The organism is Streptomyces lydicus, from assembly GCF_001729485.1.
In the GTDB taxonomy this organism is placed as follows: Bacteria; Actinomycetota; Actinomycetes; order Streptomycetales; family Streptomycetaceae; genus Streptomyces; species Streptomyces lydicus_D.
In genome coordinates this window covers 6,133,160-6,154,814 of sequence record NZ_CP017157.1, presented here as the reverse complement: position 1 = coordinate 6,154,814, position 21,655 = coordinate 6,133,160, and the positions used below count along the sequence as shown (strand labels likewise).

Sequence of the window (21,655 nt, the reverse complement as noted above, 5' to 3'; positions counted from 1 at the left end):
TCACGCCGAAAGGCGCGAAGCCTCTCCGACAGGTAATCGGAATCGAATTCGGACCGGAAACGGAACGAAATCGGATCTGCTAGAGTCGGAACCGCGAAGAAGCCGAAAGGCCGAATCGCACCGGCGAAAATCGGAACCGCAAGGATCTGATAGAGTCGGAAACGCAACACCGAAGGGAAGCGCCCGGAGAGCCCGGTACTGAGTCAATCAGAACCGATAAGGCACAAAGGAAGCGTCCGTTCCTTGAGAACTCAACAGCGTGCCAAAAGTCAACGCCAGATATGTTGATACCCCGTCTACCGGAAACATCCGGCAGATGAGGTTCCTTTGAAAGTCCATCCCGTCCATGTGGCGCGGATGGCACACACAGCGAGGACGCTGTGAACGACCGGACCTATTCCGTTTGGTCGTTCCGCTCTCGTGTGTGTTGACCCGATTACGGGTAAACATTCACGGAGAGTTTGATCCTGGCTCAGGACGAACGCTGGCGGCGTGCTTAACACATGCAAGTCGAACGATGAACCTCCTTCGGGAGGGGATTAGTGGCGAACGGGTGAGTAACACGTGGGCAATCTGCCCTTCACTCTGGGACAAGCCCTGGAAACGGGGTCTAATACCGGATACGACACGGGGTCGCATGACCTCCGTGTGGAAAGCTCCGGCGGTGAAGGATGAGCCCGCGGCCTATCAGCTTGTTGGTGGGGTGATGGCCTACCAAGGCGACGACGGGTAGCCGGCCTGAGAGGGCGACCGGCCACACTGGGACTGAGACACGGCCCAGACTCCTACGGGAGGCAGCAGTGGGGAATATTGCACAATGGGCGAAAGCCTGATGCAGCGACGCCGCGTGAGGGATGACGGCCTTCGGGTTGTAAACCTCTTTCAGCAGGGAAGAAGCGAGAGTGACGGTACCTGCAGAAGAAGCGCCGGCTAACTACGTGCCAGCAGCCGCGGTAATACGTAGGGCGCAAGCGTTGTCCGGAATTATTGGGCGTAAAGAGCTCGTAGGCGGCTTGTCACGTCGGATGTGAAAGCCCGGGGCTTAACCCCGGGTCTGCATTCGATACGGGCAGGCTAGAGTTCGGTAGGGGAGATCGGAATTCCTGGTGTAGCGGTGAAATGCGCAGATATCAGGAGGAACACCGGTGGCGAAGGCGGATCTCTGGGCCGATACTGACGCTGAGGAGCGAAAGCGTGGGGAGCGAACAGGATTAGATACCCTGGTAGTCCACGCCGTAAACGTTGGGAACTAGGTGTGGGCGACATTCCACGTCGTCCGTGCCGCAGCTAACGCATTAAGTTCCCCGCCTGGGGAGTACGGCCGCAAGGCTAAAACTCAAAGGAATTGACGGGGGCCCGCACAAGCAGCGGAGCATGTGGCTTAATTCGACGCAACGCGAAGAACCTTACCAAGGCTTGACATACACCGGAAAACCCTGGAGACAGGGTCCCCCTTGTGGTCGGTGTACAGGTGGTGCATGGCTGTCGTCAGCTCGTGTCGTGAGATGTTGGGTTAAGTCCCGCAACGAGCGCAACCCTTGTTCTGTGTTGCCAGCATGCCCTTCGGGGTGATGGGGACTCACAGGAGACTGCCGGGGTCAACTCGGAGGAAGGTGGGGACGACGTCAAGTCATCATGCCCCTTATGTCTTGGGCTGCACACGTGCTACAATGGCCGGTACAATGAGCTGCGATACCGCGAGGTGGAGCGAATCTCAAAAAGCCGGTCTCAGTTCGGATTGGGGTCTGCAACTCGACCCCATGAAGTCGGAGTTGCTAGTAATCGCAGATCAGCATTGCTGCGGTGAATACGTTCCCGGGCCTTGTACACACCGCCCGTCACGTCACGAAAGTCGGTAACACCCGAAGCCGGTGGCCCAACCCCTTGTGGGAGGGAATCGTCGAAGGTGGGACTGGCGATTGGGACGAAGTCGTAACAAGGTAGCCGTACCGGAAGGTGCGGCTGGATCACCTCCTTTCTAAGGAGCACTTCTTACCAAGCCTGGCTTGGTCAGAGGCCAGTACATCAGCGAATGTCTGATGCTGGTTGCTCATGGGTGGAACGTTGACTATTCGGCGCACTTGAGTCTTGGACGTTAGTACTGCTTCGGCGTGGAACGCATCTGAGGGTTTGAGTGGGTCGGGCACGCTGTTGGGTATCTGAGGGTGCGGACTTGAGTCTGCTCCTTCGCGATGCCGGCCCCGGTAAAGGTCCACGTTGGTGGGTTGTGACGGGTGGCTGGTCGTTGCTTGAGAACTGCACAGTGGACGCGAGCATCTGTGGCCAAGTTTTTAAGGGCGCACGGTGGATGCCTTGGCACCAGGAACCGATGAAGGACGTGGGAGGCCACGATAGGCCCCGGGGAGCTGTCAACCAAGCTTTGATCCGGGGGTGTCCGAATGGGGAAACCCGGCAGTCGTCATGGGCTGTCACCCGCTGCTGAACACATAGGCAGTGTGGAGGGAACGCGGGGAAGTGAAACATCTCAGTACCCGCAGGAAGAGAAAACAACCGTGATTCCGGGAGTAGTGGCGAGCGAAACTGGATGAGGCCAAACCAGTCACGTGTGATACCCGGCAGGGGTTGCGTGGTTGGGGTTGTGGGATCTCTTTTCTGCAGTCTGCCGGCTGTGGGACGAGTCAGAAACCGTTGATGTAGGCGAAGGACATGCGAAAGGTCCGGCGTAGAGGGTAAGACCCCCGTAGCTGAAACATTGACGGCTCGTTTAAGAGACACCCAAGTAGCACGGGGCCCGAGAAATCCCGTGTGAATCTGGCGGGACCACCCGTTAAGCCTAAATATTCCCTGGTGACCGATAGCGGATAGTACCGTGAGGGAATGGTGAAAAGTACCGCGGGAGCGGAGTGAAATAGTACCTGAAACCGTGTGCCTACAAGCCGTGGGAGCGTCGCTGTATGTGCTTGCACATGCAGTCGTGACTGCGTGCCTTTTGAAGAATGAGCCTGCGAGTTTGCGGTATGTTGCGAGGTTAACCCGTGTGGGGAAGCCGTAGCGAAAGCGAGTCCGAATAGGGCGTTGAGTAGCGTGCCCAAGACCCGAAGCGGAGTGATCTAGCCATGGGCAGGTTGAAGCGGAGGTAAGACTTCGTGGAGGACCGAACCCACCAGGGTTGAAAACCTGGGGGATGACCTGTGGTTAGGGGTGAAAGGCCAATCAAACTCCGTGATAGCTGGTTCTCCCCGAAATGCATTTAGGTGCAGCGTCGTGTGTTTCTTGCCGGAGGTAGAGCACTGGATAGGCGATGGGCCCTACCGGGTTACTGACCTTAGCCAAACTCCGAATGCCGGTAAGTGAGAGCGCGGCAGTGAGACTGTGGGGGATAAGCTCCATGGTCGAGAGGGAAACAGCCCAGAGCATCGACTAAGGCCCCTAAGCGTGTGCTAAGTGGGAAAGGATGTGGAGTCGCAGAGACAACCAGGAGGTTGGCTTAGAAGCAGCCACCCTTGAAAGAGTGCGTAATAGCTCACTGGTCAAGTGATTCCGCGCCGACAATGTAGCGGGGCTCAAGCACACCGCCGAAGTCATGTCATTGCGATATTACCCCCAACGGGGATCGTGATGGGTAGGGGAGCGTCGTGTGCCGGGTGAAGCAGCCGCGGAAGCGAGTTGTGGACGGTTCACGAGTGAGAATGCAGGCATGAGTAGCGATACAAGAGTGGGAAACTCTTGCGCCGATTGACTAAGGGTTCCTGGGTCAAGCTGATCTGCCCAGGGTAAGTCGGGACCTAAGGCGAGGCCGACAGGCGTAGTCGATGGACAACCGGTTGATATTCCGGTACCCGCTTTGAAGCGCCAAACATTGAATCAGGCGATGCTAAGTCCGTGAAGCCGCCGTGGATCCTTCGGGTGAAGCGGAGTGGTGGAGCCGACGAACCAGACTTGTAGTAGGTGAGTGATGGGGTGACGCAGGAAGGTAGTCCAGCCCGGGCGGTGGTTGTCCCGGGGTAAGGGTGTAGGCCGTGTGGTAGGTAAATCCGTCACACGTTAAGGCTGAGACCTGATGCCGAGCCGATTGTGGTGAAGTGGATGATCCTATGCTGTCGAGAAAAGCCTCTAGCGAGTTTCATGGCGGCCCGTACCCTAAACCGACTCAGGTGGTCAGGTAGAGAATACCGAGGCGTTCGGGTGAACTATGGTTAAGGAACTCGGCAAAATGCCCCCGTAACTTCGGGAGAAGGGGGGCCATTTCCGGTGATGGAATTTACTTCCTGAGCTGGGGGTGGCCGCAGAGACCAGCGAGAAGCGACTGTTTACTAAAAACACAGGTCCGTGCGAAGCCGTAAGGCGATGTATACGGACTGACGCCTGCCCGGTGCTGGAACGTTAAGGGGACCGGTTAGTCATGATTCGTCATGGCGAAGCTGAGAACTTAAGCGCCAGTAAACGGCGGTGGTAACTATAACCATCCTAAGGTAGCGAAATTCCTTGTCGGGTAAGTTCCGACCTGCACGAATGGCGTAACGACTTCTCGACTGTCTCAACCATAGGCCCGGTGAAATTGCATTACGAGTAAAGATGCTCGTTTCGCGCAGCAGGACGGAAAGACCCCGGGACCTTTACTATAGCTTGATATTGGTGTTCGGTTCGGCTTGTGTAGGATAGGTGGGAGACTTTGAAGCGGCCACGCCAGTGGTTGTGGAGTCATTGTTGAAATACCACTCTGGTCGTGCTGGATGTCTAACCTGGGTCCGTGATCCGGATCAGGGACAGTGTCTGGTGGGTAGTTTAACTGGGGCGGTTGCCTCCTAAAGAGTAACGGAGGCGCCCAAAGGTTCCCTCAGCCTGGTTGGCAATCAGGTGTTGAGTGTAAGTGCACAAGGGAGCTTGACTGTGAGACTGACGGGTCGAGCAGGTACGAAAGTAGGGACTAGTGATCCGGCGGTGGCTTGTGGAAGCGCCGTCGCTCAACGGATAAAAGGTACCCCGGGGATAACAGGCTGATCTTCCCCAAGAGTCCATATCGACGGGATGGTTTGGCACCTCGATGTCGGCTCGTCGCATCCTGGGGCTGGAGTCGGTCCCAAGGGTTGGGCTGTTCGCCCATTAAAGCGGTACGCGAGCTGGGTTTAGAACGTCGTGAGACAGTTCGGTCCCTATCCGCTGTGCGCGTAGGAGTCTTGAGAAGGGCTGTCCCTAGTACGAGAGGACCGGGACGGACGAACCTCTGGTGTGCCAGTTGTCCTGCCAAGGGCATGGCTGGTTGGCTACGTTCGGAAAGGATAACCGCTGAAAGCATCTAAGCGGGAAGCCTGCTTCGAGATGAGGGCTCCCACCCCCTTTGAGGGGTTAAGGCTCCCAGTAGACGACTGGGTTGATAGGCCAGATATGGAAGCGCCGTAAGGTGTGGAGTTGACTGGTACTAATAGGCCGAGGGCTTGTCCTCAGTTGCTCGCGTCCACTGTGTAGGTTCTGAAGTAACGACCGTTGTAGCTAGGCTCCGGTTGGTTAACTTCATAGTGTTTCGGTGGTCATAGCGTTAGGGAAACGCCCGGTTACATTTCGAACCCGGAAGCTAAGCCTTTCAGCGCCGATGGTACTGCAGGGGGGACCCTGTGGGAGAGTAGGACGCCGCCGAACAATCTTTGTGGGAGAGCCCCGCACCTTATGGTGCGGGGCTTTTCTGCGTTTCCGGGGCCGTTCTTTCCCTTATTCATGCGCCGATTGCCTGATGTGGGGTGCGTGGGACCCTCTCTGCCGGCCGCTGACTGGCCCTCGAAAGAATGATCACGGCATCGGGTTTTCGTTCTGGGGACCGGGGCACACGCCCTGTAGTCCCCGGCTGGAACCCCCGTCCAGTCGGGGACTCTTGGGTTCGGCGCCAGGTCGACGGGGCCGGGCGCTGTCGGCCCTGACTGCGGTATCCCCGTGGCGGAGGCGGTCGGCGTCGTGCGCTTGCGCTTGCCGTTGCGTCAACTTCTACGTTTGGTGGTGCGGCCGGAGAGACCGGCCCGGCGATGGAAGGGCATGGCCATGGGCTGGTCCATTGCGGAGGTGGCGCGGATGTCCGGGGTGACGTCCCGGACGCTGCGGCACTACGACGAGATCGGTCTGCTGGTCCCCGCCTATATCGGCAGCAGCGGTCACCGTCACTACGAGGAGGCGGAGCTGCTGCGGTTGCAGCAGATTCTGCTGATGCGGGAGTTGGGCCTGGGACTGCGGGAGATCGCCGCGGTCCTGGAGTCCCAGGTGGATCAGGTGGTGGCGCTGCGGGAACACCGGCGCAGGCTGCTGGCGGAGCGGGACCGGCTCGATGTGCTGGCGCACACGGTAGGCCGGACCATCGCCGAACTGGAAGAAGAGAAGGACACCCGAGACATGGGAAAGGTCAGCATGCCGGAGAACCTGTTCACCGGCTTCGACGCCGCACGCTACGAGGCCGCCGCGGGCGAGCAGTGGCCCGGTCAGGCGGCGGCGTCCGCGCAGTATGCCGCCACGCTCACCGAGGCGGACCAGGAGCGGCTGCAGCGTGAGGCCACCGCGGCCATGATCCGCATGGCGGAGTTCCTGCAGGCCGGCACCCCGGTGGCCGACGCCGCCGTGCAGGCCGAGGTCGACGCCCACTACCGGGGCATCTGCCGGATGTGGACCCCGAGCGCGGGGGCGTTCAAGGCCCTCGGGCAGACGTACGTCGACGACGCGCAGTGGCGTGGGGCGTACGACCGGATCGCCGAGGGGCTGGCCGCTTATCAGCGGGATGCGATGGCCGTTTACGCCGATGCACAGCTGAGCTGAGCCGACGGCCCCGGCCGACGCTGAGCTGACCGACGCATCCCGGTCGGCGTTGAGCCGGCCGGCATCGGCTGCTGGGGGCTGCAGACCCCGGTAGCCGGGACCCTTACCCGACCGTCCGTCCGTCCGTTTGACGCTCTGGAGCATCCGTCGTGATTCCCACTCGTTGGGCCGCCCACCACCGCCGGGAAGACCATGAACTCCTCGGCTACCTGCGGCCCGTCGATGCCATCCCGGGGTACTTCATCCCGGTCACCGTCTTCGGCTACCCGCTGGGTGCGCCGACCGAAGAACACCGAGCCCGCCAGTGCCTGGAGCGCACGGGGCTGGCCTACCTCGCGCAGGACTGGCTGCTTTCCCTGCCCGGTCGCTCCCAGGCCGTGGCCGTCCAGATCGTCGAGGCGACCCCGCAACACCTGCGGGTGAAGAACATCGACTACGGATACCCGGACGCGAACATCGGCCATGTGTTCGTCCTCGACGTTCCCACCACCGGGCAACTCCACCCACGCTGAGCGTGCTGTGCCGTAAGTGACCTCCGGGGTTGCTCGGCAGGATCGCGGCGTGACCAGTGAGCTCCTGCGGTCGCGCCCGGGACAGACGTACTCTTCGATGCCGGCGGTACGTTGATCGATGACGTGGCCGACCTTTTTGTCGAGGAGGGTGGTTTTTGTGTCCGACCCCGAGGGCCCGGGTGTCTCCTCGTCGGAGGGGCGTGCGGAGCGGCAGGCGTTCGATGCGATTGGTGCGGTGGTGGGCTGGTACGCAGCCCGGATCGCAGCGGAGAGTGCGGCACCGGTGCCGGACGAGACGCGGGTGAGGGAGCTGAGGTCCGCCCGGCGGGCCGCTCTCGACGACCAGGCGCAGCTGGCGACCGCCGACCCGGAGGAGGCGGCCGGGGTCGCGGCCTTCTATGCGGCTCGGCTGAGGGAGTTGGCGGGCCCGTAGCTCCGGCGGGGGAGCAGGGCAGGGACGGTCGGCTCGTTGTGGCTACCGGGGCCGACCGGTCGTGGTGGCGGTCAACCGGCCAGGGCGAAGGTGCCGATGAAGAAGGTGACGTAGAGCAGCAGCGGAACGCCCACCACGGCCGCGGCGATGAGGACGGCCTTGATCACTTTTTCCGCGGTCCGATGGTCATTGGCAGGCCAGGCGGGGTCTCGGGGAGCGGGGTCGTGTTCAGTCATGGGAGCCATGCTGCTGATCGGGGTGGCGGCCGGCTATCCGTAGAAGTACTCACGGAGGCATGTCGGGCCGGCGGGGAGAGCTCATCTCGGGGCTCTCCCCGCCGGCCGTGGTGTCAGGACGTCAAGGGTGTGGTGCGGGTGGTGAGTTCCGTGCGGAGGGTGTGGGCGGCGTGGACCAGGTTTTCCAGGGAGGTGCGGGTCTCGGGCCAGGTGCGGGTCTTCAGGCCGCAGTCGGGGTTGACCCAGAGGCGGTCGGCGGGGAGGGCCTCAAGTCCCTTGCGCAGCAGGGCCATTGCTTCTTCGGGGCCGGGCACGCGGGGGGAGTGGATGTCGTAGACGCCGGGGCCGGCCTCGCGGGGGTAGCCGTGGGCGGCCAGTTCGCGGGCCACCTGCATGTGGGAGCGGGCCGCCTCCAGGCTGATGACGTCGGCGTCGAGGTCGTCGATGGCCTGGACGATGTCGCCGAACTCCGCGTAGCACATGTGGGTGTGGATCTGGGTGCGGTTCCGTACGCCGCCGGTGGTGAGGCGGAATGCCTCGGTGGCCCAGGCCAGATAGGCGGGGTGATCGGCGGTGCGCAGCGGGAGGGTTTCGCGCAGCGCGGGCTCGTCGACCTGGATGACCGGTGTACCGGCGGCCTCCAGGTCGACGACCTCGTCGCGCAGGGCCAGGGCGACCTGGCGGGCGGTGTCGGCCGGCGGCTGGTCGTCGCGGACGAAGGACCAGGCGAGCATGGTGACGGGACCGGTGAGCATGCCCTTGACGGGGCGTGAGGTGAGGGACTGGGCGTAGGCCGTCCAGCGCACGGTCATCGGTCCGGGCCGCGAGATGTCACCGGCCAGGACCGGCGGGCGGACGTAGCGGGTGCCGTAGGACTGGACCCAGCCGTGCTGGGTGGCGAGGTAGCCGGTGAGCTGCTCGGCGAAGTACTGCACCATGTCGTTGCGTTCGGGCTCGCCGTGCACCAGGACGTCGAGACCGGTCTGCTCCTGGAAGGAGATCACTTCCTGGATCTCGGCCCTGACGCGGTCCTCGTAGCCGGCGGTGTCGGTCCGCCCGGTCCGCAGGTCCGCGCGGGCCGTGCGCAGTGCGGTGGTCTGCGGGAAGGAGCCGATGGTGGTGGTCGGCAGCAGCGGCAGGCCGAGGTGGGCGCGCTGGGCGGCGGCCCGCTCGGAGTACGGCTGGGAGCGGCGGGTGTCGGCGTCCGTGACGGCCGCGGTGCGGGCCCGTACGGCGGGGTCGCGGGTGAGTGCCGAGTCGGCGCGGGAGGCCAGGTCGGCCCGGTTGGCGGCGAGTTCCGCGGAGATGGCGCCGGTGCCGTGGGTGAGGCCCTTGGCGAGCGTGACGACCTCGGCGGTCTTCTGGCGGGCGAAGGCCAGCCAGCGCAGGACCTGCGGGTCGATGTCGCGCTCCGCGCCGGTGTCGAGCGGGACGTGGAGCAGGGAGCAGGAGGCGGCCACGTCCACCCGGTCGGCCAGCCCGAGCAGGGTGCCGAGCGTGGCCAGGGACTTCGCCAGGTCGTTGACCCAGACGTTGCGCCCGTTGACGACCCCGGCGACCAGGCGCTTCCCGGGCAGTCCGCCCACGGCGGCGAGCGCGTCCAGTTGGGCGGCGGCCGCCCCGGTGAAGTCCAGCGCGAGCCCGTCGACCGGGGCCTTGGCCAGCAGGGGGAGGGCGTCGCCGAGGCGGTCGAAGTAGGAGGCGACCAGCAGCTTGGGCCGGTCGGTGAGGGTACCGAGGTGGCGGTAGGCCCGCTCGGCGGCGCCGAGTTCGGCGGGTGTGCGGTCCTGGACGAGGGCCGGCTCGTCGAGCTGCACCCACGGCGCGCCCGCCGCCCGCAGATCGGCGAGGACCTCGGCGTACACGGGCAGCAGCCGGTCGAGCAGCGTCAGCGGGTCGAAGTCCGCGGCCACGCCGGGCGCGGGCTTGGCGAGCAGGAGGTAGGTGACGGGGCCGACGAGGACGGGCCGGGGCGTCAGGCCGAGGGCCAGGGCCTCCCGCAGTTCCGCCACCTGCTTGCCCGGGTCGGCGGTGAACCGGGTGTCCGGGCCCAACTCCGGTACGAGATAGTGGTAGTTGGTGTCGAACCACTTGGTCATTTCCAGCGGCGCCACGTCCTGGGTGCCGCGCGCCATGGCGAAGTATCCGTCCAGGGCGTCGGCCTCGACGGCGGCGCGGTGGCGCTCGGGGATCGCGCCGACCATGACGGTGGTGTCCAGCACGTGGTCGTAGTACGAGAAGTCGCCGACCGGCACCTCGTGCAGGCCGGCCTCGGCCAGGTCGCGCCAGTTCGCCCGGCGCAGGCCGGCCGCGGTGGCCCGGAGGGCGTCGGCGGTGACCCGGCCCTTCCAGTAGCCCTCGATCGCCTTCTTGAGTTCCCTGTTCCGCCCTTGGCGGGGGTAGCCGTACACGGTGGCCCGTGCCGCCGCGGATGCGGGCTTCGTCGTCACGGAAATCTCCTTCGCGAGATGTCTCCCTGAGATCCCGGCGACGGGACGCATGCGCGAAGGGGGAACGGAGCGGGCCTGCGCGTCGCAGCGCGGCCGTCCGCCCGAGGTGTACTCCTCCGGACGTCGTCCGGAGGCGCTCCCAACCCGCCCACGAGGTCACCGGGATACTCCGCGCACGAGTGGTCGCGCGCGGGCAACGGGCAGGTCTTCGGACTCGCGGACACGTCCTCCGGGGAGGACACCTACTGGCCGTTGCTTCCCAGGCCCGGCCGGGCCCAGTGCGTATGACGGCGGTCGTTCCCGCTCACCGCTGCGGGGCAGTCCCGGATTCCCACCGGGTTCCCTCTTACGACGCCTCCCGCCTGGCGGACGGGGCGAACCAGCTGCACCCGCCAGCCTAGGGCGCCGGCCGGCGGAGCGGGCCGGGTGTGCACATTCCGGGCCGTGAGGTGGGACACGGGCCGGCCGGGCGCGACGCGGGTCGGTCATCCGCTCCGTGGCGCCGGACCCGGGTCACGCCGCGGGCAGTTGGCCGGTCTCCCGGGCCGCGGAGGTGAGGGACATGTCCGCGTAGCGGTCGCCCGCCACCCGGCCGGCGAGCGTTTCGAGGAGCGCCAGTTCACCGGCCGTCAGCGTGATCCGGGTGGCCGCGGCGTTCTCGACGAGGCGGCTGCGCTTGCGGGTTCCCGGGATCGGCACCACGGTCAGGCCGTGCACCTGAGCCCGCTGCTGCACCCAGGCCAGGGCGATCTGCGCGGTGGTGGCGCCGTGCTCGGCCGCGATCCTGTGCAGGGGCGCCAGGAGAGCGGCGTTCGCCCTGGCGTTGTCGCCGGTGTAGCGCGGCAGCAACTGCCGGAAGTCGTCGCCGGAGAGGTCCTTGTCCGCGTCGGTGAAGGCGCCGGTCAGAAAGCCCCTGCCGAGCGGCGAGTACGGCACGAAGGCGACGCCGAGCTCGGCGGCCGCGCCCACCGCGCTGCGCTCGACGTCCCGGCTGAAGACCGACCACTCCGACTGCACGGCGGTGATCGGGTGCACCGCGTGTGCCTCGCGCAGCTCGGCGCCGGTGACCTCGCTCAGCCCGAGGTGCTTGACCTTGCCTTCGCGCACCAGCTCGGCCATGGCGCCGACAGACTCGGCGAGCGGGACGGCGGGGTCGCGCCGGTGCATGTAGTAGAGGTCGATGACCTCGACGTCCAGGCGGCGCAGGCTCGCCTCCGCGGCCTTCTTCACGTAGCCGGGATCGTTGCGGATGGCCCGGTAGGCGGGGTCGTCGGCGCGGTACTCGATGCCGAACTTGGTGGCCAGGGTGATCCGGTCGCGGTGCGCGGCGACGAACGGGGCGAGGAACTCCTCGTTGGCGCCGACGCCGTACATGTCGGCGGTGTCGATGAGCGTGACGCCCGCCTCGACGGTGGCCTCCAGGGTGTCGCGGGCGGCCGCGGTGTCCGTCTGCCCGTAGGCGGCGCTGATGCCCATGGCGCCGAAGCCCTGGACGCCGACGAGGGGGCCGCCGGTGCCCAGCTCGACCTTGCGGATCGTTTCGGTGGCGTTGCTCATGAGGATTCAGGTCCTTCCGGCGCCCGGCGGACGCCCGCATAGAAGTCGATCTTGGCGTCGAGTACGACGAGGGTGTCCCGCAGCTCCGCCATCCGCGCGACGACCTCGCGCCGGGTCTGCTCCAGGATTTCCCGGCGTTCGTCGAAGGTGTCCTCGCCCCGGCCGATCAGCCCGGCGAAGTGCACCATGTCGGCGACCGGCATGCCCGTCATCCGCAGCCTGCGCACGAAGGCGAGCCAGTCCAGGTCCCGGTTGTCGAAGACTCGCTGGCCGGAGTGCGTCCGCGCCACCTCCGGCAGCAGGCCGATCTCCTCGTACCAGCGCAGGGTGGGCGCGCTGAGCCCGGTGTACGCCGCGACCTCGCTGATCGTGTAGTGGTCCTGGCCGTCGGGTCGCGGGTGCTCCGTCCCCGCGGCCACGCAGGCGTCCACGGGGGGAGACGTCACGGGCGTGCTGTCGATCACCGTCATGCCGGCAACGTTAGGACCCTCAAGTGCACTTGAAGCAAGCGCGCAGCCCTAGGCTGCACCCGTCACCCGTCACCCGTCACCCGTCACCCGTCACCCGTCACCCGTCACCCGTCACCCGTCACCCGTCACCCGTCACCCACCGCACACCCCAGGAGCGCGCAGCATGTCCGAGCCCGTACGCAAGCCCCCGTTTCCCGATGCGCTTCGCGCGGACGCGGCGCCCGCGCCGCACGCACTGCTCGGGCCGCTGATCGGCTTCCTGGGCACCTGGGCCGGGCGGGGCCGGGGCGGGTACCCGACGCTCGACGAGGACTTCTCGTATGCCCAGGAGGTCACCTTCCGGCACGACGGGCGACCCTTCCTCCACTACGAGGCGCGCGCCTGGCTGCTCGACGCGGACGACGTTCCGCTGCGGCCGTCGGCCAGGGAGAGCGGCTGGTGGCGGGTGCAGCCGGAGGGGCGGGTGGAGGCACTGATCACCCAGCCCACCGGCATCGCGGAGATCCTGGTCGGCCACGCGGCCGACGGCGTGGTCGACCTCACCACCCATCAGGTGGCGTCCGCACCGACCGCCAAGGAGGTCAGCGCCACCCACCGCCGCTACACGCTGACCGACGAGGGCACCCTCACCTACGTCCACGACCTCGCGGCGGTCGGCCGGCCGCTCCAGCACCACCTGTCGGCGCGGCTGCGGCGGGAGGACCGGGGATGAGGCCGCGGGACGCACTTCGGCCCGGACCCGCGTTCCCCCGCCTGAGGCGGGAGCGGTGCGGGGCCGGGCCGACGCGGGGATCAGGCGCGATCAGACCGCCGGTGCCGGGTACGTCGGGTACTCGACGCCGGAGACGTGCTGGACGACGCGGATGACCTGGCAGGAGTAGCCGAACTCGTTGTCGTACCAGAGGTAGAGGATCGCGTTGTCGCCGTCGACCTTGGTGGCGCCGGCGTCCACGATGGAGGCGTGGCGCGAGCCGACAAAGTCCATGGAGACGGCGTCGGGGGCGGTGGTGAAGTCGATCTGGCGCTTGAGCGGCGAGTTCAGCGAGATGTCGCGGAGGTGGTCGAGGACCTCCTCGCGGGTGGTCTCGCGGCCGAGGCGCAGGCTGAGGATCGCGATCGAGACGTCCGGCACGGGCACGCGGATCGAGCTGCCGGTGATCGGTGCCTTGAGGTCGGGCAGCGCCTTGGCGACGGCCGAGGCGGCGCCGGTCTCGGTGATGACCATGTTGAGCGGCGCGGAGCGGCCGCGGCGGTCGGCCTTGTGGTAGTTGTCCAGCAGGTTCTGGTCGTTGGTGAACGAGTGGACGGTCTCCACATGGCCGCGCAGCACACCGTACTCGTCGTCCATCGCCTTCAGCGGCGGGACGATCGCGTTGGTGGTGCAGGACGCGCAGGACAGGATCTGCTCGTCCGGCTTGATGGTGTGGTGGTTGACGCCGTGCACGATGTTCGGGACATCGCCCTTGCCCGGCGCGGTCAGGACGACCTTCTCGATGCCGGGACGGAGGTGCTTCGACAGCCCCTCGCGGTCGCGCCACTTGCCGGTGTTGTCGATCAGGATGGCGTCGTTGATGCCGTACGCCGTGTAGTCGACCTCGGACGGGTCGTTGGCGTAGATGACCTTGATCTCGTTGCCGTTGGCGACGATCGTGCTGTTCGCCTCGTCGACCGTGATCGTGCCGTTGAACTGACCGTGGATGGAGTCGCGGCGCAGCAGCGAGGCACGCTTCACGAGGTCCTGGTCCCCACCGCCGCGGACGACGATGGCGCGCAGCCGCAGTCCGTTACCGGAGCCGGCCTTCTCGATGAGCAGGCGGGCGACGAGGCGGCCGATGCGGCCGAAGCCGTAGAGGACGACGTCACGCGCCTGGCGGCGCTCGATCTTGTTCTCACCCGTGGCGCCGGAGACGGCCTCGGCGGTGAACTCCTCGACCGAGAGACCCCGGTCGTCGGCCCGGTGCGCCTCGGCGAGCAGGCCGATGTCGATCTGCGACGGGCCGAGGTCGAGCGCGGCCAGCGCCTGCAGGAACGGCATGGTCTCGGTGACCGACAGTTCCTCGCCGGCGATCTGGCGGGCGAACCGGTGGGTCTTGAGGATGCTCACCACCGACTTGTTCACCAAGGAGCGGCTGTGGAGCAGGACGGTGACGTCCCGCTCCCTGTGCATCTTCCCGATGATCGGGATCATCGACTCCGCGATCTCCTCGCGGTTCTTCCAGTTGGTGAACGAGTCGTCTTTGACAGTCACAGGTTTATCTTTCGAGCTAGGCGGCGCTCATATGCTAACCCCCTCCCGTTTTGATCGTTCAAACGGTGTCGATTGAGGGGCCCGGCAGGCTCTCGGGCGGGATGTAGGGCTTTGTTTTTAGCGGTATTTGCCCGCATTTTGGCCGAAAGGGCGTGCGAATGGGGGCGCCTGGCGGTCGTAAGATCACGGGGGCGCTCCGGCCCGGAGGACGCAGCGCCGGGGGTACGACGCGGGAGCCCCGACAGGTTTCATCCCTCCGACGGACAGGTCCATGAAACGAATACCCTGGGCGCGCGCCGCCGCCCTCGGCGCATGCGCCTCGATCGTGCTCGCCGTTCCGGCTCTCGCCGCTCGCGACGGGGAGCCGGCCGGCTCCCCGGACGCACTCGCCGGCCCCTCGGCCGGCCCGGTGGATCCCTCCAAGGGCGTGACCCGGGAAGAGATCACCAAGGCCGAGGAGACGGAGCGCTACTGGACTCCCGAGCGCATCCGCAGTGCCGTCCCGTTGGACGTGGTGCAGGAGGCGAAGGGCCAGGGCGCGCCGCAGCGGTCCGGTGTCACCGGCCGCAGGTCGGCGGCGGTGCCGAGCCACCCGGCCGACTCGGGGGTCGCCACGGTCGGGGTGTTCCTGATCCGCAGCGACGACGGCTCGCCGACGCCGAACCAGTTCTGCAGTGCCAGTGCGGTGACCTCGCCGACCAAGAGCCTGATCCTGACCGCGGCGCACTGCCTGAAGGGCGACAAGCCCTACCGCAACGTCGCGTTCGTGCCGGGCTACCGCACCGGCGCCTCGCAGGACGGGCAGGCGGGGGAGACGCCGTACGGGATCTTCCCGCTGCAGGCGGGGAAGGTCTGGATCGACGGACGGTACCTCGGCCCGTCGCCCAGTGACGACGTGGACTTCGCCTTCCTGCGGGTCGGTCCCAACTCCCAGGGGCAGCTGCTGGAGGACGCCGTCGGACGGGGCAACAGCCTGACGTCCGTGCCGGCCGCCAAGCTGGCGCGCCGCGAGGTGACGCTGACCGGATACCCCGGCGGCCAGAAGACCGCGGTGCAGTGCCGGAACGACACCGTCGCCTTCCAGAACCGGTTCATGGAGATCACCTGTGCCGGCTTCCGCTCGGGCGTCAGTGGCGGCCCGTTCCTGGAGAACTTCGACGGCAGCCGCGGGGACCTGGTCGGCGCCATCGGCGGCTACAAGACCGGCGGGACGCGCGACGACGTCTCCTACTCCTCGCAGTTCGACGGCGATGTCCGGCGGCTCTACGACCAGGCGGTCGGCGACGCACCGCCGGACACCGTCAGCCCGCTCGGCGACGCCTCCACCTGGCTGCACGCCATGGGCGTGACCGCCGGCCGGTTCCACTCGGACTCGGTGCGGAACAACACCGGTGACCTGGTCGTGCGCTGGTCCGACGGCGAGGTCTCGCTCTACCCCGGCAACGGCGCGTACGGCTTCCGCAAGGACATCCAGCTGATCAAGAAGAACGAGGCGTGGAAGCAGGCGAAGGCGGTCACCGCCGGCGACTTCACCGGCAACGGCAGCGACGACCTCCTCGTGCGGTGGGCCAACGGCCGGCTGAGTCTCTTCAAGGACGTCAACGAGACCACCAAGCTCAGCAACGAGGTGCAGCTCAAGGGGCCCAACGGGACCTGGACGCAGGCAGCCGGCCTCGCCGCCGGACGGTTCGGCGGCGGCAACACGCGGCGCGACGACCTGGTGGTGCGGTGGGCCGACGGCGGGATGACCCTCTACACCAACGTCGACGGCAAGGGCCTGCACGCCGCGAAGCAGCTCGCCGCGAAGAACACCACCTGGACGCACGCCCGTGATCTCGCCGCCGGGAACTTCGGGACCGCGGCCGGCGACCAGGACCTGCTCGTGCGGTGGTCGGACGGGGAGGTCACCGTGTACGAGAACCTCGCCGCCAAGGGCCTCAAGGCCGAGCACCGGCTGCGGCCCGCCGAGTCCGCCTGGCGCAACAGCGGCCTGGTCGCCGTCGGCGCGTTCGGCGGCGGCACCCGCCAGGACGACGTGGTCGCCCGCTGGCCCGCCGGCAAGGTCGCCCTGAACGGGGACAGCACGATGACGTCGCTGGGGCGTGAGCGCGTGCTCGTGCTGCCGCAGCTCAGCTGACCGACGCGGCTCGCGGTGCCCTCCCCTTCCGGTCACGGAAGCGGAGGGCACCGTGCTGTTCCGGGGGCGCGCCGGCCGTCAGGACGAGCCGATCCGGGCGGACACGCACGGGTCCTCGTTGCGGTAGCCGAGGCGGCTGTAGAGCCGTTCGGCCGGGGCGTTGTCGGCGAGCTGCCACAGGGTGCAGAAGCCGTGGCGGCGTACCGCGTGGCGGGTCAGCCAGGAGGTGAGCCCCGCGCCGAGGCCCTGGCCGCGCCGGCGGGCGTCGGTGGCGACGGACGCCATCAGGGGGGCACCACTGTCGCGCAGGCTGCTCAGGGCGCCGCAGGCCACCAGCTCCCCGTCCGCGCCGCGGATCGCGGCCCACAGGCTCACGTCGGCGGAACCGGGGCCGGTCGAATGGGCCGGGCTGTGCCGGTTGAGGAAGGCGAGCAGCTCGTCGTGGTGCTCGTCGCCGAGGACGACCACGCGGTGCTCCGCCGGGTGGACGGCGGGCTCCTCCACGGTCCAGCGGAAGATCCACTCGACCCGGCCGGTCACCGTCAGATGGCGGCCGACCAGCGCGTCGGTGCCGCGGGGCCCGGTGAACTCCCGTACGCGTTCGGGAAATCCCTGGGCGGCGCGCAGGATGAGGCCGGCCGCCGCGACGGGCTCGCCGACGCTCCACACGTGCCCGCGGGAGTCGTCGAGCCAGGCCGCCGCGCCGTCGCCGGACCAGCTGATGCGGCCGGCCGGGCGGGGTCGTGCGGCGCCGAAACGCAGCAGGGCGGCACCGGTCCGGCGCTCCAGGCCCTGGCTGAACAGATCCGAGGTCCGGGGGACAAGAGTCGTTGCCTGCATCGCTCTCAGGGGAAGACGGAGGAGGGGTGTACGGAGCCGACGGCGGCCGGTCCGGACACAGCCGGGCCGGCGTCGTCGATGTGGGGGGAGGGGCCCGGCGGCAGCGCACCACAGGCGGTGGACCGACCGGACTGTCCACTCTGGCACACCGCCCCGGGCCCGGTGCAAATCCTCCCGCCGTCAGCGGTCCGGGGCCGCGACCACGACCTCCGCGGGACGCAGCAGCTGCCCGCCCACCCGGTAGCCCTGGCGCAGCACCGCCGCGCACGTGGGGCAGGTGACGCGGTCGGTGTGGGTGCAGGTGACGGCCTCGTGGAGGGTGGGGTCGAAGGGGGTGCCGGGGGCGGCGACGCTCTGCAGGCCCAGGGACCCCAGCTCCGTCTCCAGGGCCCGGGCCACCCGCGCGAAGCCGTCCGTCACCTCGCCCTGGGCCGTCGCCTCGGCGAGCGCGTCCAGGACGGGCAGGAGCCGGGACAGGACGTTGGAGACGGCGATCTCGGCGACGGCCTGCCGGTCGCGCCGCACGCGCTTGCGGTAGTTGTCGTACTCGGCCTTCAGGCGCTGCAGGTCGGCGGTGCGCTCGCGCAGCTCGGCGCGGAGCGCGGCGTCCGCGGCCTCGCCGGGGGCGGACCCGGGGGGCGCGGTGCCGGGGTGGGCGGGCGAGGTGCCGCTGCCGCCCACGGGGTGTTCGTGGCCGACGAGGGCGAGCGGCGGACGGGGGAAGCCGTGGACATGGGGCGGGCGGTTCATCGTGTGCCTCCCTCCCGTTTGTCGTCGTCGACGATCTCCGCGTCGACGACGTCATCGGCGGCGTCGGACCGGGCCTGCTCGCCGTCCCCGGCGCCTTCGGTGCCGCCCGTGGCGGACGACTGGGTGGCCTGGGTGTCGGCGTACATGGCCTGGCCGAGCTTCTGGGACACGGTCGCGAGCTTCTCGGTGGCGGTGCGCAGCTCGGCGGTGTGGTCGCCGTCGCCGGAAGCGCTCTTGAGCTTCTCCTTGAGCTCGGCGACGGCGGTCTCGACCTCGGTCTTGACCTCGCCGGGGACCTTCTCCTCGTTGTCCTTGAGGAACTTCTCGGTCTGGTAGACGAGCTGCTCGGCCTGGTTGCGGGTCTCGGCGGCCTCCCGGCGGCGGCGGTCCTCGTCCGCGTACTCCTCCGCGTCGCGGACCATCCGGTCGATGTCGTCCTTCGGCAGCGAGGAGCCGCCGGTGACGGTCATCTTCTGCTCCTTGCCGGTGCCCAGGTCCTTGGCCGTGACGTGCATGATGCCGTTGGCGTCGATGTCGAAGGAGACCTCGATCTGCGGGACGCCGCGGGGCGCCGGCGGCAGACCGGTCAGCTGGAACATCCCGAGCTTCTTGTTGTACGCCGCGATCTCGCGCTCGCCCTGGAAGACCTGGATCTGCACGGACGCCTGGTTGTCCTCGGCCGTGGTGAAGATCTCGGAGCGCTTGGTCGGGATCGTGGTGTTGCGCTCGATGAGCTTGGTCATGATGCCGCCCTTGGTCTCGATGCCGAGGGACAGCGGGGTGACGTCCAGCAGGAGGACGTCCTTGACCTCGCCCTTGAGGACACCGGCCTGCAGGCTGGCGCCGATGGCGACGACCTCGTCCGGGTTGACGCCCTTGTGCGGGTCCTTCCCGGTCAGCTCCCTGACCAGCTCGGTCACCGCGGGCATCCGCGTCGAGCCGCCGACCAGGATGACGTGGTTGACGTCCGAGACCTTGATCCCGGCGTCCCTGACCGCGTTGTGGAACGGGGTCTTGCAGCGCTCCAGGAGGTCCGCGGTGAGCTGCTGGAACTGCGAGCGGGTGAGCTTTTCGTCCAGGTGCAGCGGGCCCTCGGCGGAGGCGCTGAGGTAGGGAAGGTTGATCGTCGTCTCGGTGGCGGACGACAGCTCGATCTTGGCCTTCTCGGCGGCCTCCCGCAGGCGCTGGGTGGCCATCTTGTCCTGGGACAGGTCGATGCCGTACGCGTTCTTGAACTGGGTGGTCAGGTGCTCCACGATCCGCTGGTCCCAGTCGTCGCCGCCCAGATGCGTGTCGCCGTTGGTGGCCTTGACCTCGACGACGCCGTCGCCGATCTCCAGCAGCGAGACGTCGAAGGTGCCGCCGCCGAGGTCGAAGACCAGGATGGTCTGGTCGCTCTCCTTGTCCAGGCCGTAGGCCAGGGCGGCCGCGGTGGGCTCGTTGACGATCCGCAGGACCTTCAGGCCGGCGATCTCCCCGGCCTCCTTGGTCGCGGTGCGCTGGGCGTCGTTGAAGTACGCCGGGACGGTGACCACGGCGTCCGTGACGTCCTCGCCCAGGTACTGCTCGGCGTCGCGCTTGAGCTTCTGCAGGACCCGTGCGGAGATCTCCTGGGCGGTGTACCGCTTGCCGTCGATGTCGCCGCTGTCCGGGAAGCGCCAGGCCCCCTCGCCCATGTGCCGCTTGACCGACCGCGCGGTGCGCTCGACGTTGGTGACCGCCTGGCGCTTGGCGATCTCGCCCACCAGCACGTCGCCGCCCTTGGCGAACCCGACCACCGACGGGGTGGTCCGGGCCCCCTCGGCGTTGGTGATGACCGTGGGCTCACCGCCCTCCAGCACACTGACCACCGAGTTCGTCGTACCGAGGTCAATTCCCACTGCACGTGCCATGGTCCGCTCCTCACCTCGCGGCCCGCTCCGCCGCCGGGAGCGGGCCCGCGGGCCCGGGCCGCGGCCGGGCCCCTCTCACCTGCGGATACGGACGTGAGCCGCCTCCACCACCTGAATAGATCGCGCCGGGTCGACTGTCAAGATGGCATGTTTTGTCGCATCTGGGTGGTTGCCTGGCCGAGGGTCACGCGGTCACGCGGCCGCCGTCCAGGTGCCCAGTGCCATCTCCGCGGTGATGCCCGGACCGAAGCCGGCCAGCAGGCCGCGGTGACCTTCGCGCGGCGACTCCTCCTCGAACATGCGGCCCAGGGCGTCGAGCACCACCGCACTGGCGATGTTGCCGTACTCGGTCAGCGTCGCGCGGCTGAAGCGGAACGCCTCGGGAGGGACCTCCAGGAAGCGGCTGAGGTCGTCCAGGATGCGCGGTCCGCCCGCGTGGACGAGGTAGAAGTCCAGTTCGCCCGCGTTCCACCGCTGCTGGTCGGCGACCGCGCGCAGCGCCGGGGCGAGCGGCTCCATGGTGCCGGGGACCCGCTTGTCCAGCAGGAAGTGGAATCCGGTGGAGCGCACCGCGTAGGAGATCCAGTCCTCGGTGTGCGGGATGAGGTACGAACCGTTGCGTTCCAGGCGGACGCCGGTGCCGCCCCGGCCCCGGACCACGGCGGCGGCGATCGCGTCGCCGAACAGCCCGTTCGACAGCAGGGAGCCCACTCCCAGGTCGGTGGGCTGGTAGCACAGCGAGCAGAACTCGCAGGCGACGATCAGCACGTTGGCGTCCGGGTACGCCCTGCAGAAGTCGTGCGCCCGGTTGATCGCGGCGCCGCCGGCGGCACAGCCGAGCTGCGCTATCGGTATCTGCCGGGTCTCCGACCGGAAGCCCAGGGTGTTGATGAGCCACGCGGTCAGCGACGGCATCATGAACCCGGTGCAGGAGACGTAGACGATCAGGTCGATCTGCCGGGCCTCCAACTCGGCCTGGTCCAGCGCCTGGCGCACCACGGCGGGCACGCGGGCCTTGGACTCCTGCTCGTAGACCGCGCTGCGGGCGTCCAGGCCCGGGTGTTTGAGGACCTTGTCGATCGGCTGGATCAGATGCCGTTTGAGCACGCCGGTGTGCTCGATCAGCCGGAGGACCAGCCTCAGCTGCGAATGATCCTTGTGCAGCCGCCGTGCGAGTTCGAGGGTGTCGTCCTGGGTGATGATGTATTCAGGAACGGCTATCGCCGGTTTGCACAGAACCGCCATGGGATTCACTCCTTGCCGACTGTGGTCCGCCCGGCGCACGAACTGCGCCGCATGGGAATCGGCGGACCCGCCTTCGAAGAACGAGCTCTCCCCGAACCGGTGGATTTCTTGTCCGAACCGCTCGAACTGTCC

The 21,655-nt window shown here is 67.5% G+C and carries 14 protein-coding genes, 3 rRNA genes and 1 riboswitch; of the genes, 8 read left to right on the top strand and 9 right to left on the bottom strand.

Annotated features, from left to right (window positions below; translation table 11 throughout):
- Positions 1–449 precede the first annotated feature (449 nt).
- The 6 genes from SL103_RS26690 to SL103_RS26665 all read left to right on the top strand — a co-directional run bounded on the left by SL103_RS26690 (position 450) and on the right by SL103_RS26665 (position 7,698).
- Positions 450–1,978 (top strand): 16S ribosomal RNA (locus SL103_RS26690).
- 303 nt (positions 1,979–2,281) lie between these two features.
- A 23S ribosomal RNA gene (locus tag SL103_RS26685) occupies positions 2,282–5,404 on the top strand.
- Between the two features lie 77 nt (positions 5,405–5,481).
- Positions 5,482–5,598: ribosomal RNA gene (gene rrf, locus SL103_RS26680) — 5S ribosomal RNA — on the top strand.
- The 16S, 23S and 5S rRNA genes sit together here, the layout of an rRNA operon.
- Before the next feature lie 393 nt (positions 5,599–5,991).
- Positions 5,992–6,753: a MerR family transcriptional regulator gene (locus tag SL103_RS26675; RefSeq protein WP_069574133.1), complete on the top strand. Its 762-nt coding sequence runs from the start codon at positions 5,992–5,994 to the stop codon at positions 6,751–6,753.
- 149 nt (positions 6,754–6,902) lie between these two features.
- Positions 6,903–7,265, top strand: coding sequence for a hypothetical protein (locus SL103_RS26670; protein ID WP_069571489.1), 363 nt, complete (start codon positions 6,903–6,905; stop codon positions 7,263–7,265).
- Positions 7,266–7,422: 157 nt separating this feature from the next.
- A complete protein-coding gene (locus SL103_RS26665; RefSeq protein WP_069571487.1) occupies positions 7,423–7,698 on the top strand; it encodes a hypothetical protein in 276 nt (91 codons plus the stop codon).
- A 71-nt stretch (positions 7,699–7,769) separates the two neighbouring features.
- On the opposite strand, the gene SL103_RS38070 is transcribed toward SL103_RS26665, so the two are convergent.
- The 4 genes from SL103_RS38070 to SL103_RS26650 all read right to left on the bottom strand — a co-directional run bounded on the left by SL103_RS38070 (position 7,770) and on the right by SL103_RS26650 (position 12,411).
- On the bottom strand, positions 7,770–7,934 hold the full coding sequence (locus SL103_RS38070; protein WP_164492903.1) for a hypothetical protein: 165 nt from the start codon (positions 7,932–7,934) through the stop codon (positions 7,770–7,772).
- 113 nt (positions 7,935–8,047) lie between these two features.
- Positions 8,048–10,384: a 5-methyltetrahydropteroyltriglutamate--homocysteine S-methyltransferase gene (metE, locus tag SL103_RS26660; RefSeq protein WP_069571485.1), complete on the bottom strand. Its 2,337-nt coding sequence runs from the start codon at positions 10,382–10,384 to the stop codon at positions 8,048–8,050.
- 182 nt (positions 10,385–10,566) lie between these two features.
- Positions 10,567–10,783: riboswitch (cobalamin riboswitch) on the bottom strand.
- Positions 10,784–10,897: 114 nt separating this feature from the next.
- Positions 10,898–11,941, bottom strand: a complete 1,044-nt coding sequence (locus SL103_RS26655; protein WP_069571484.1) for an aldo/keto reductase — start codon at positions 11,939–11,941, stop codon at positions 10,898–10,900.
- Positions 11,938–12,411: a MerR family transcriptional regulator gene (locus tag SL103_RS26650; RefSeq protein ID WP_069571483.1), complete on the bottom strand. Its 474-nt coding sequence runs from the start codon at positions 12,409–12,411 to the stop codon at positions 11,938–11,940. The genes SL103_RS26655 and SL103_RS26650 overlap by 4 nt, the downstream gene beginning before the upstream one ends.
- A 163-nt stretch (positions 12,412–12,574) precedes the next feature.
- On the opposite strand from SL103_RS26650, the gene SL103_RS26645 reads away from it, so the two are divergent.
- On the top strand, positions 12,575–13,123 hold the full coding sequence (locus tag SL103_RS26645; RefSeq protein WP_069571481.1) for an FABP family protein: 549 nt from the start codon (positions 12,575–12,577) through the stop codon (positions 13,121–13,123).
- A gap of 90 nt (positions 13,124–13,213) precedes the next feature.
- Here the strand turns inward: SL103_RS26645 and SL103_RS26640 are convergent, their stop codons facing one another.
- Complete coding sequence (locus SL103_RS26640) at positions 13,214–14,659, bottom strand: glyceraldehyde-3-phosphate dehydrogenase (protein ID WP_069571479.1); 1,446 nt, start codon at positions 14,657–14,659, stop codon at positions 13,214–13,216.
- 271 nt (positions 14,660–14,930) lie between these two features.
- On the opposite strand from SL103_RS26640, the gene SL103_RS26635 reads away from it, so the two are divergent.
- Positions 14,931–16,796, top strand: coding sequence for a trypsin-like serine peptidase (locus SL103_RS26635; RefSeq protein WP_069571477.1), 1,866 nt, complete (start codon positions 14,931–14,933; stop codon positions 16,794–16,796).
- Positions 16,797–16,874: 78 nt separating this feature from the next.
- Here the strand turns inward: SL103_RS26635 and SL103_RS26630 are convergent, their stop codons facing one another.
- The 4 genes from SL103_RS26630 to SL103_RS26615 form a co-directional block, all read right to left on the bottom strand.
- A complete protein-coding gene (locus SL103_RS26630) occupies positions 16,875–17,636 on the bottom strand; it encodes a GNAT family N-acetyltransferase (protein ID WP_069571475.1) in 762 nt (253 codons plus the stop codon).
- 180 nt (positions 17,637–17,816) lie between these two features.
- Entirely contained in the window at positions 17,817–18,386 is a 570-nt protein-coding gene (gene grpE, locus SL103_RS26625; RefSeq protein ID WP_069571473.1) for a nucleotide exchange factor GrpE, read from the bottom strand.
- A complete protein-coding gene (gene dnaK, locus SL103_RS26620; protein WP_069571471.1) occupies positions 18,383–20,278 on the bottom strand; it encodes a molecular chaperone DnaK in 1,896 nt (631 codons plus the stop codon). The genes grpE and dnaK overlap by 4 nt, the downstream gene beginning before the upstream one ends.
- A gap of 192 nt (positions 20,279–20,470) precedes the next feature.
- On the bottom strand, positions 20,471–21,523 hold the full coding sequence (locus SL103_RS26615) for a type III polyketide synthase (protein ID WP_069571469.1): 1,053 nt from the start codon (positions 21,521–21,523) through the stop codon (positions 20,471–20,473).
- Positions 21,524–21,655 lie beyond the last annotated feature (132 nt).

Excerpts from the sequence above, each read along its gene's own strand:
- SL103_RS26645 (WP_069571481.1), top strand. The coding sequence starts at position 12,575 with ATGTCCGAGCCCGTACGCAAGCCCCCGTTTCCCGATGCGCTTCGCGCG.
- SL103_RS26655 (WP_069571484.1), bottom strand. The coding sequence starts at position 11,941 with ATGAGCAACGCCACCGAAACGATCCGCAAGGTCGAGCTGGGCACCGGC.
- SL103_RS26675 (WP_069574133.1), top strand. The coding sequence starts at position 5,992 with ATGGGCTGGTCCATTGCGGAGGTGGCGCGGATGTCCGGGGTGACGTCC.
- SL103_RS26635 (WP_069571477.1), top strand. The coding sequence starts at position 14,931 with ATGAAACGAATACCCTGGGCGCGCGCCGCCGCCCTCGGCGCATGCGCC.
- grpE (WP_069571473.1), bottom strand. The coding sequence starts at position 18,386 with ATGAACCGCCCGCCCCATGTCCACGGCTTCCCCCGTCCGCCGCTCGCC.
- SL103_RS26650 (WP_069571483.1), bottom strand. The coding sequence starts at position 12,411 with ATGACGGTGATCGACAGCACGCCCGTGACGTCTCCCCCCGTGGACGCC.
- SL103_RS26630 (WP_069571475.1), bottom strand. The coding sequence starts at position 17,636 with ATGCAGGCAACGACTCTTGTCCCCCGGACCTCGGATCTGTTCAGCCAG.
- SL103_RS38070 (WP_164492903.1), bottom strand. The coding sequence starts at position 7,934 with ATGACTGAACACGACCCCGCTCCCCGAGACCCCGCCTGGCCTGCCAAT.
- dnaK (WP_069571471.1), bottom strand. The coding sequence starts at position 20,278 with ATGGCACGTGCAGTGGGAATTGACCTCGGTACGACGAACTCGGTGGTC.
- SL103_RS26615 (WP_069571469.1), bottom strand. The coding sequence starts at position 21,523 with ATGGCGGTTCTGTGCAAACCGGCGATAGCCGTTCCTGAATACATCATC.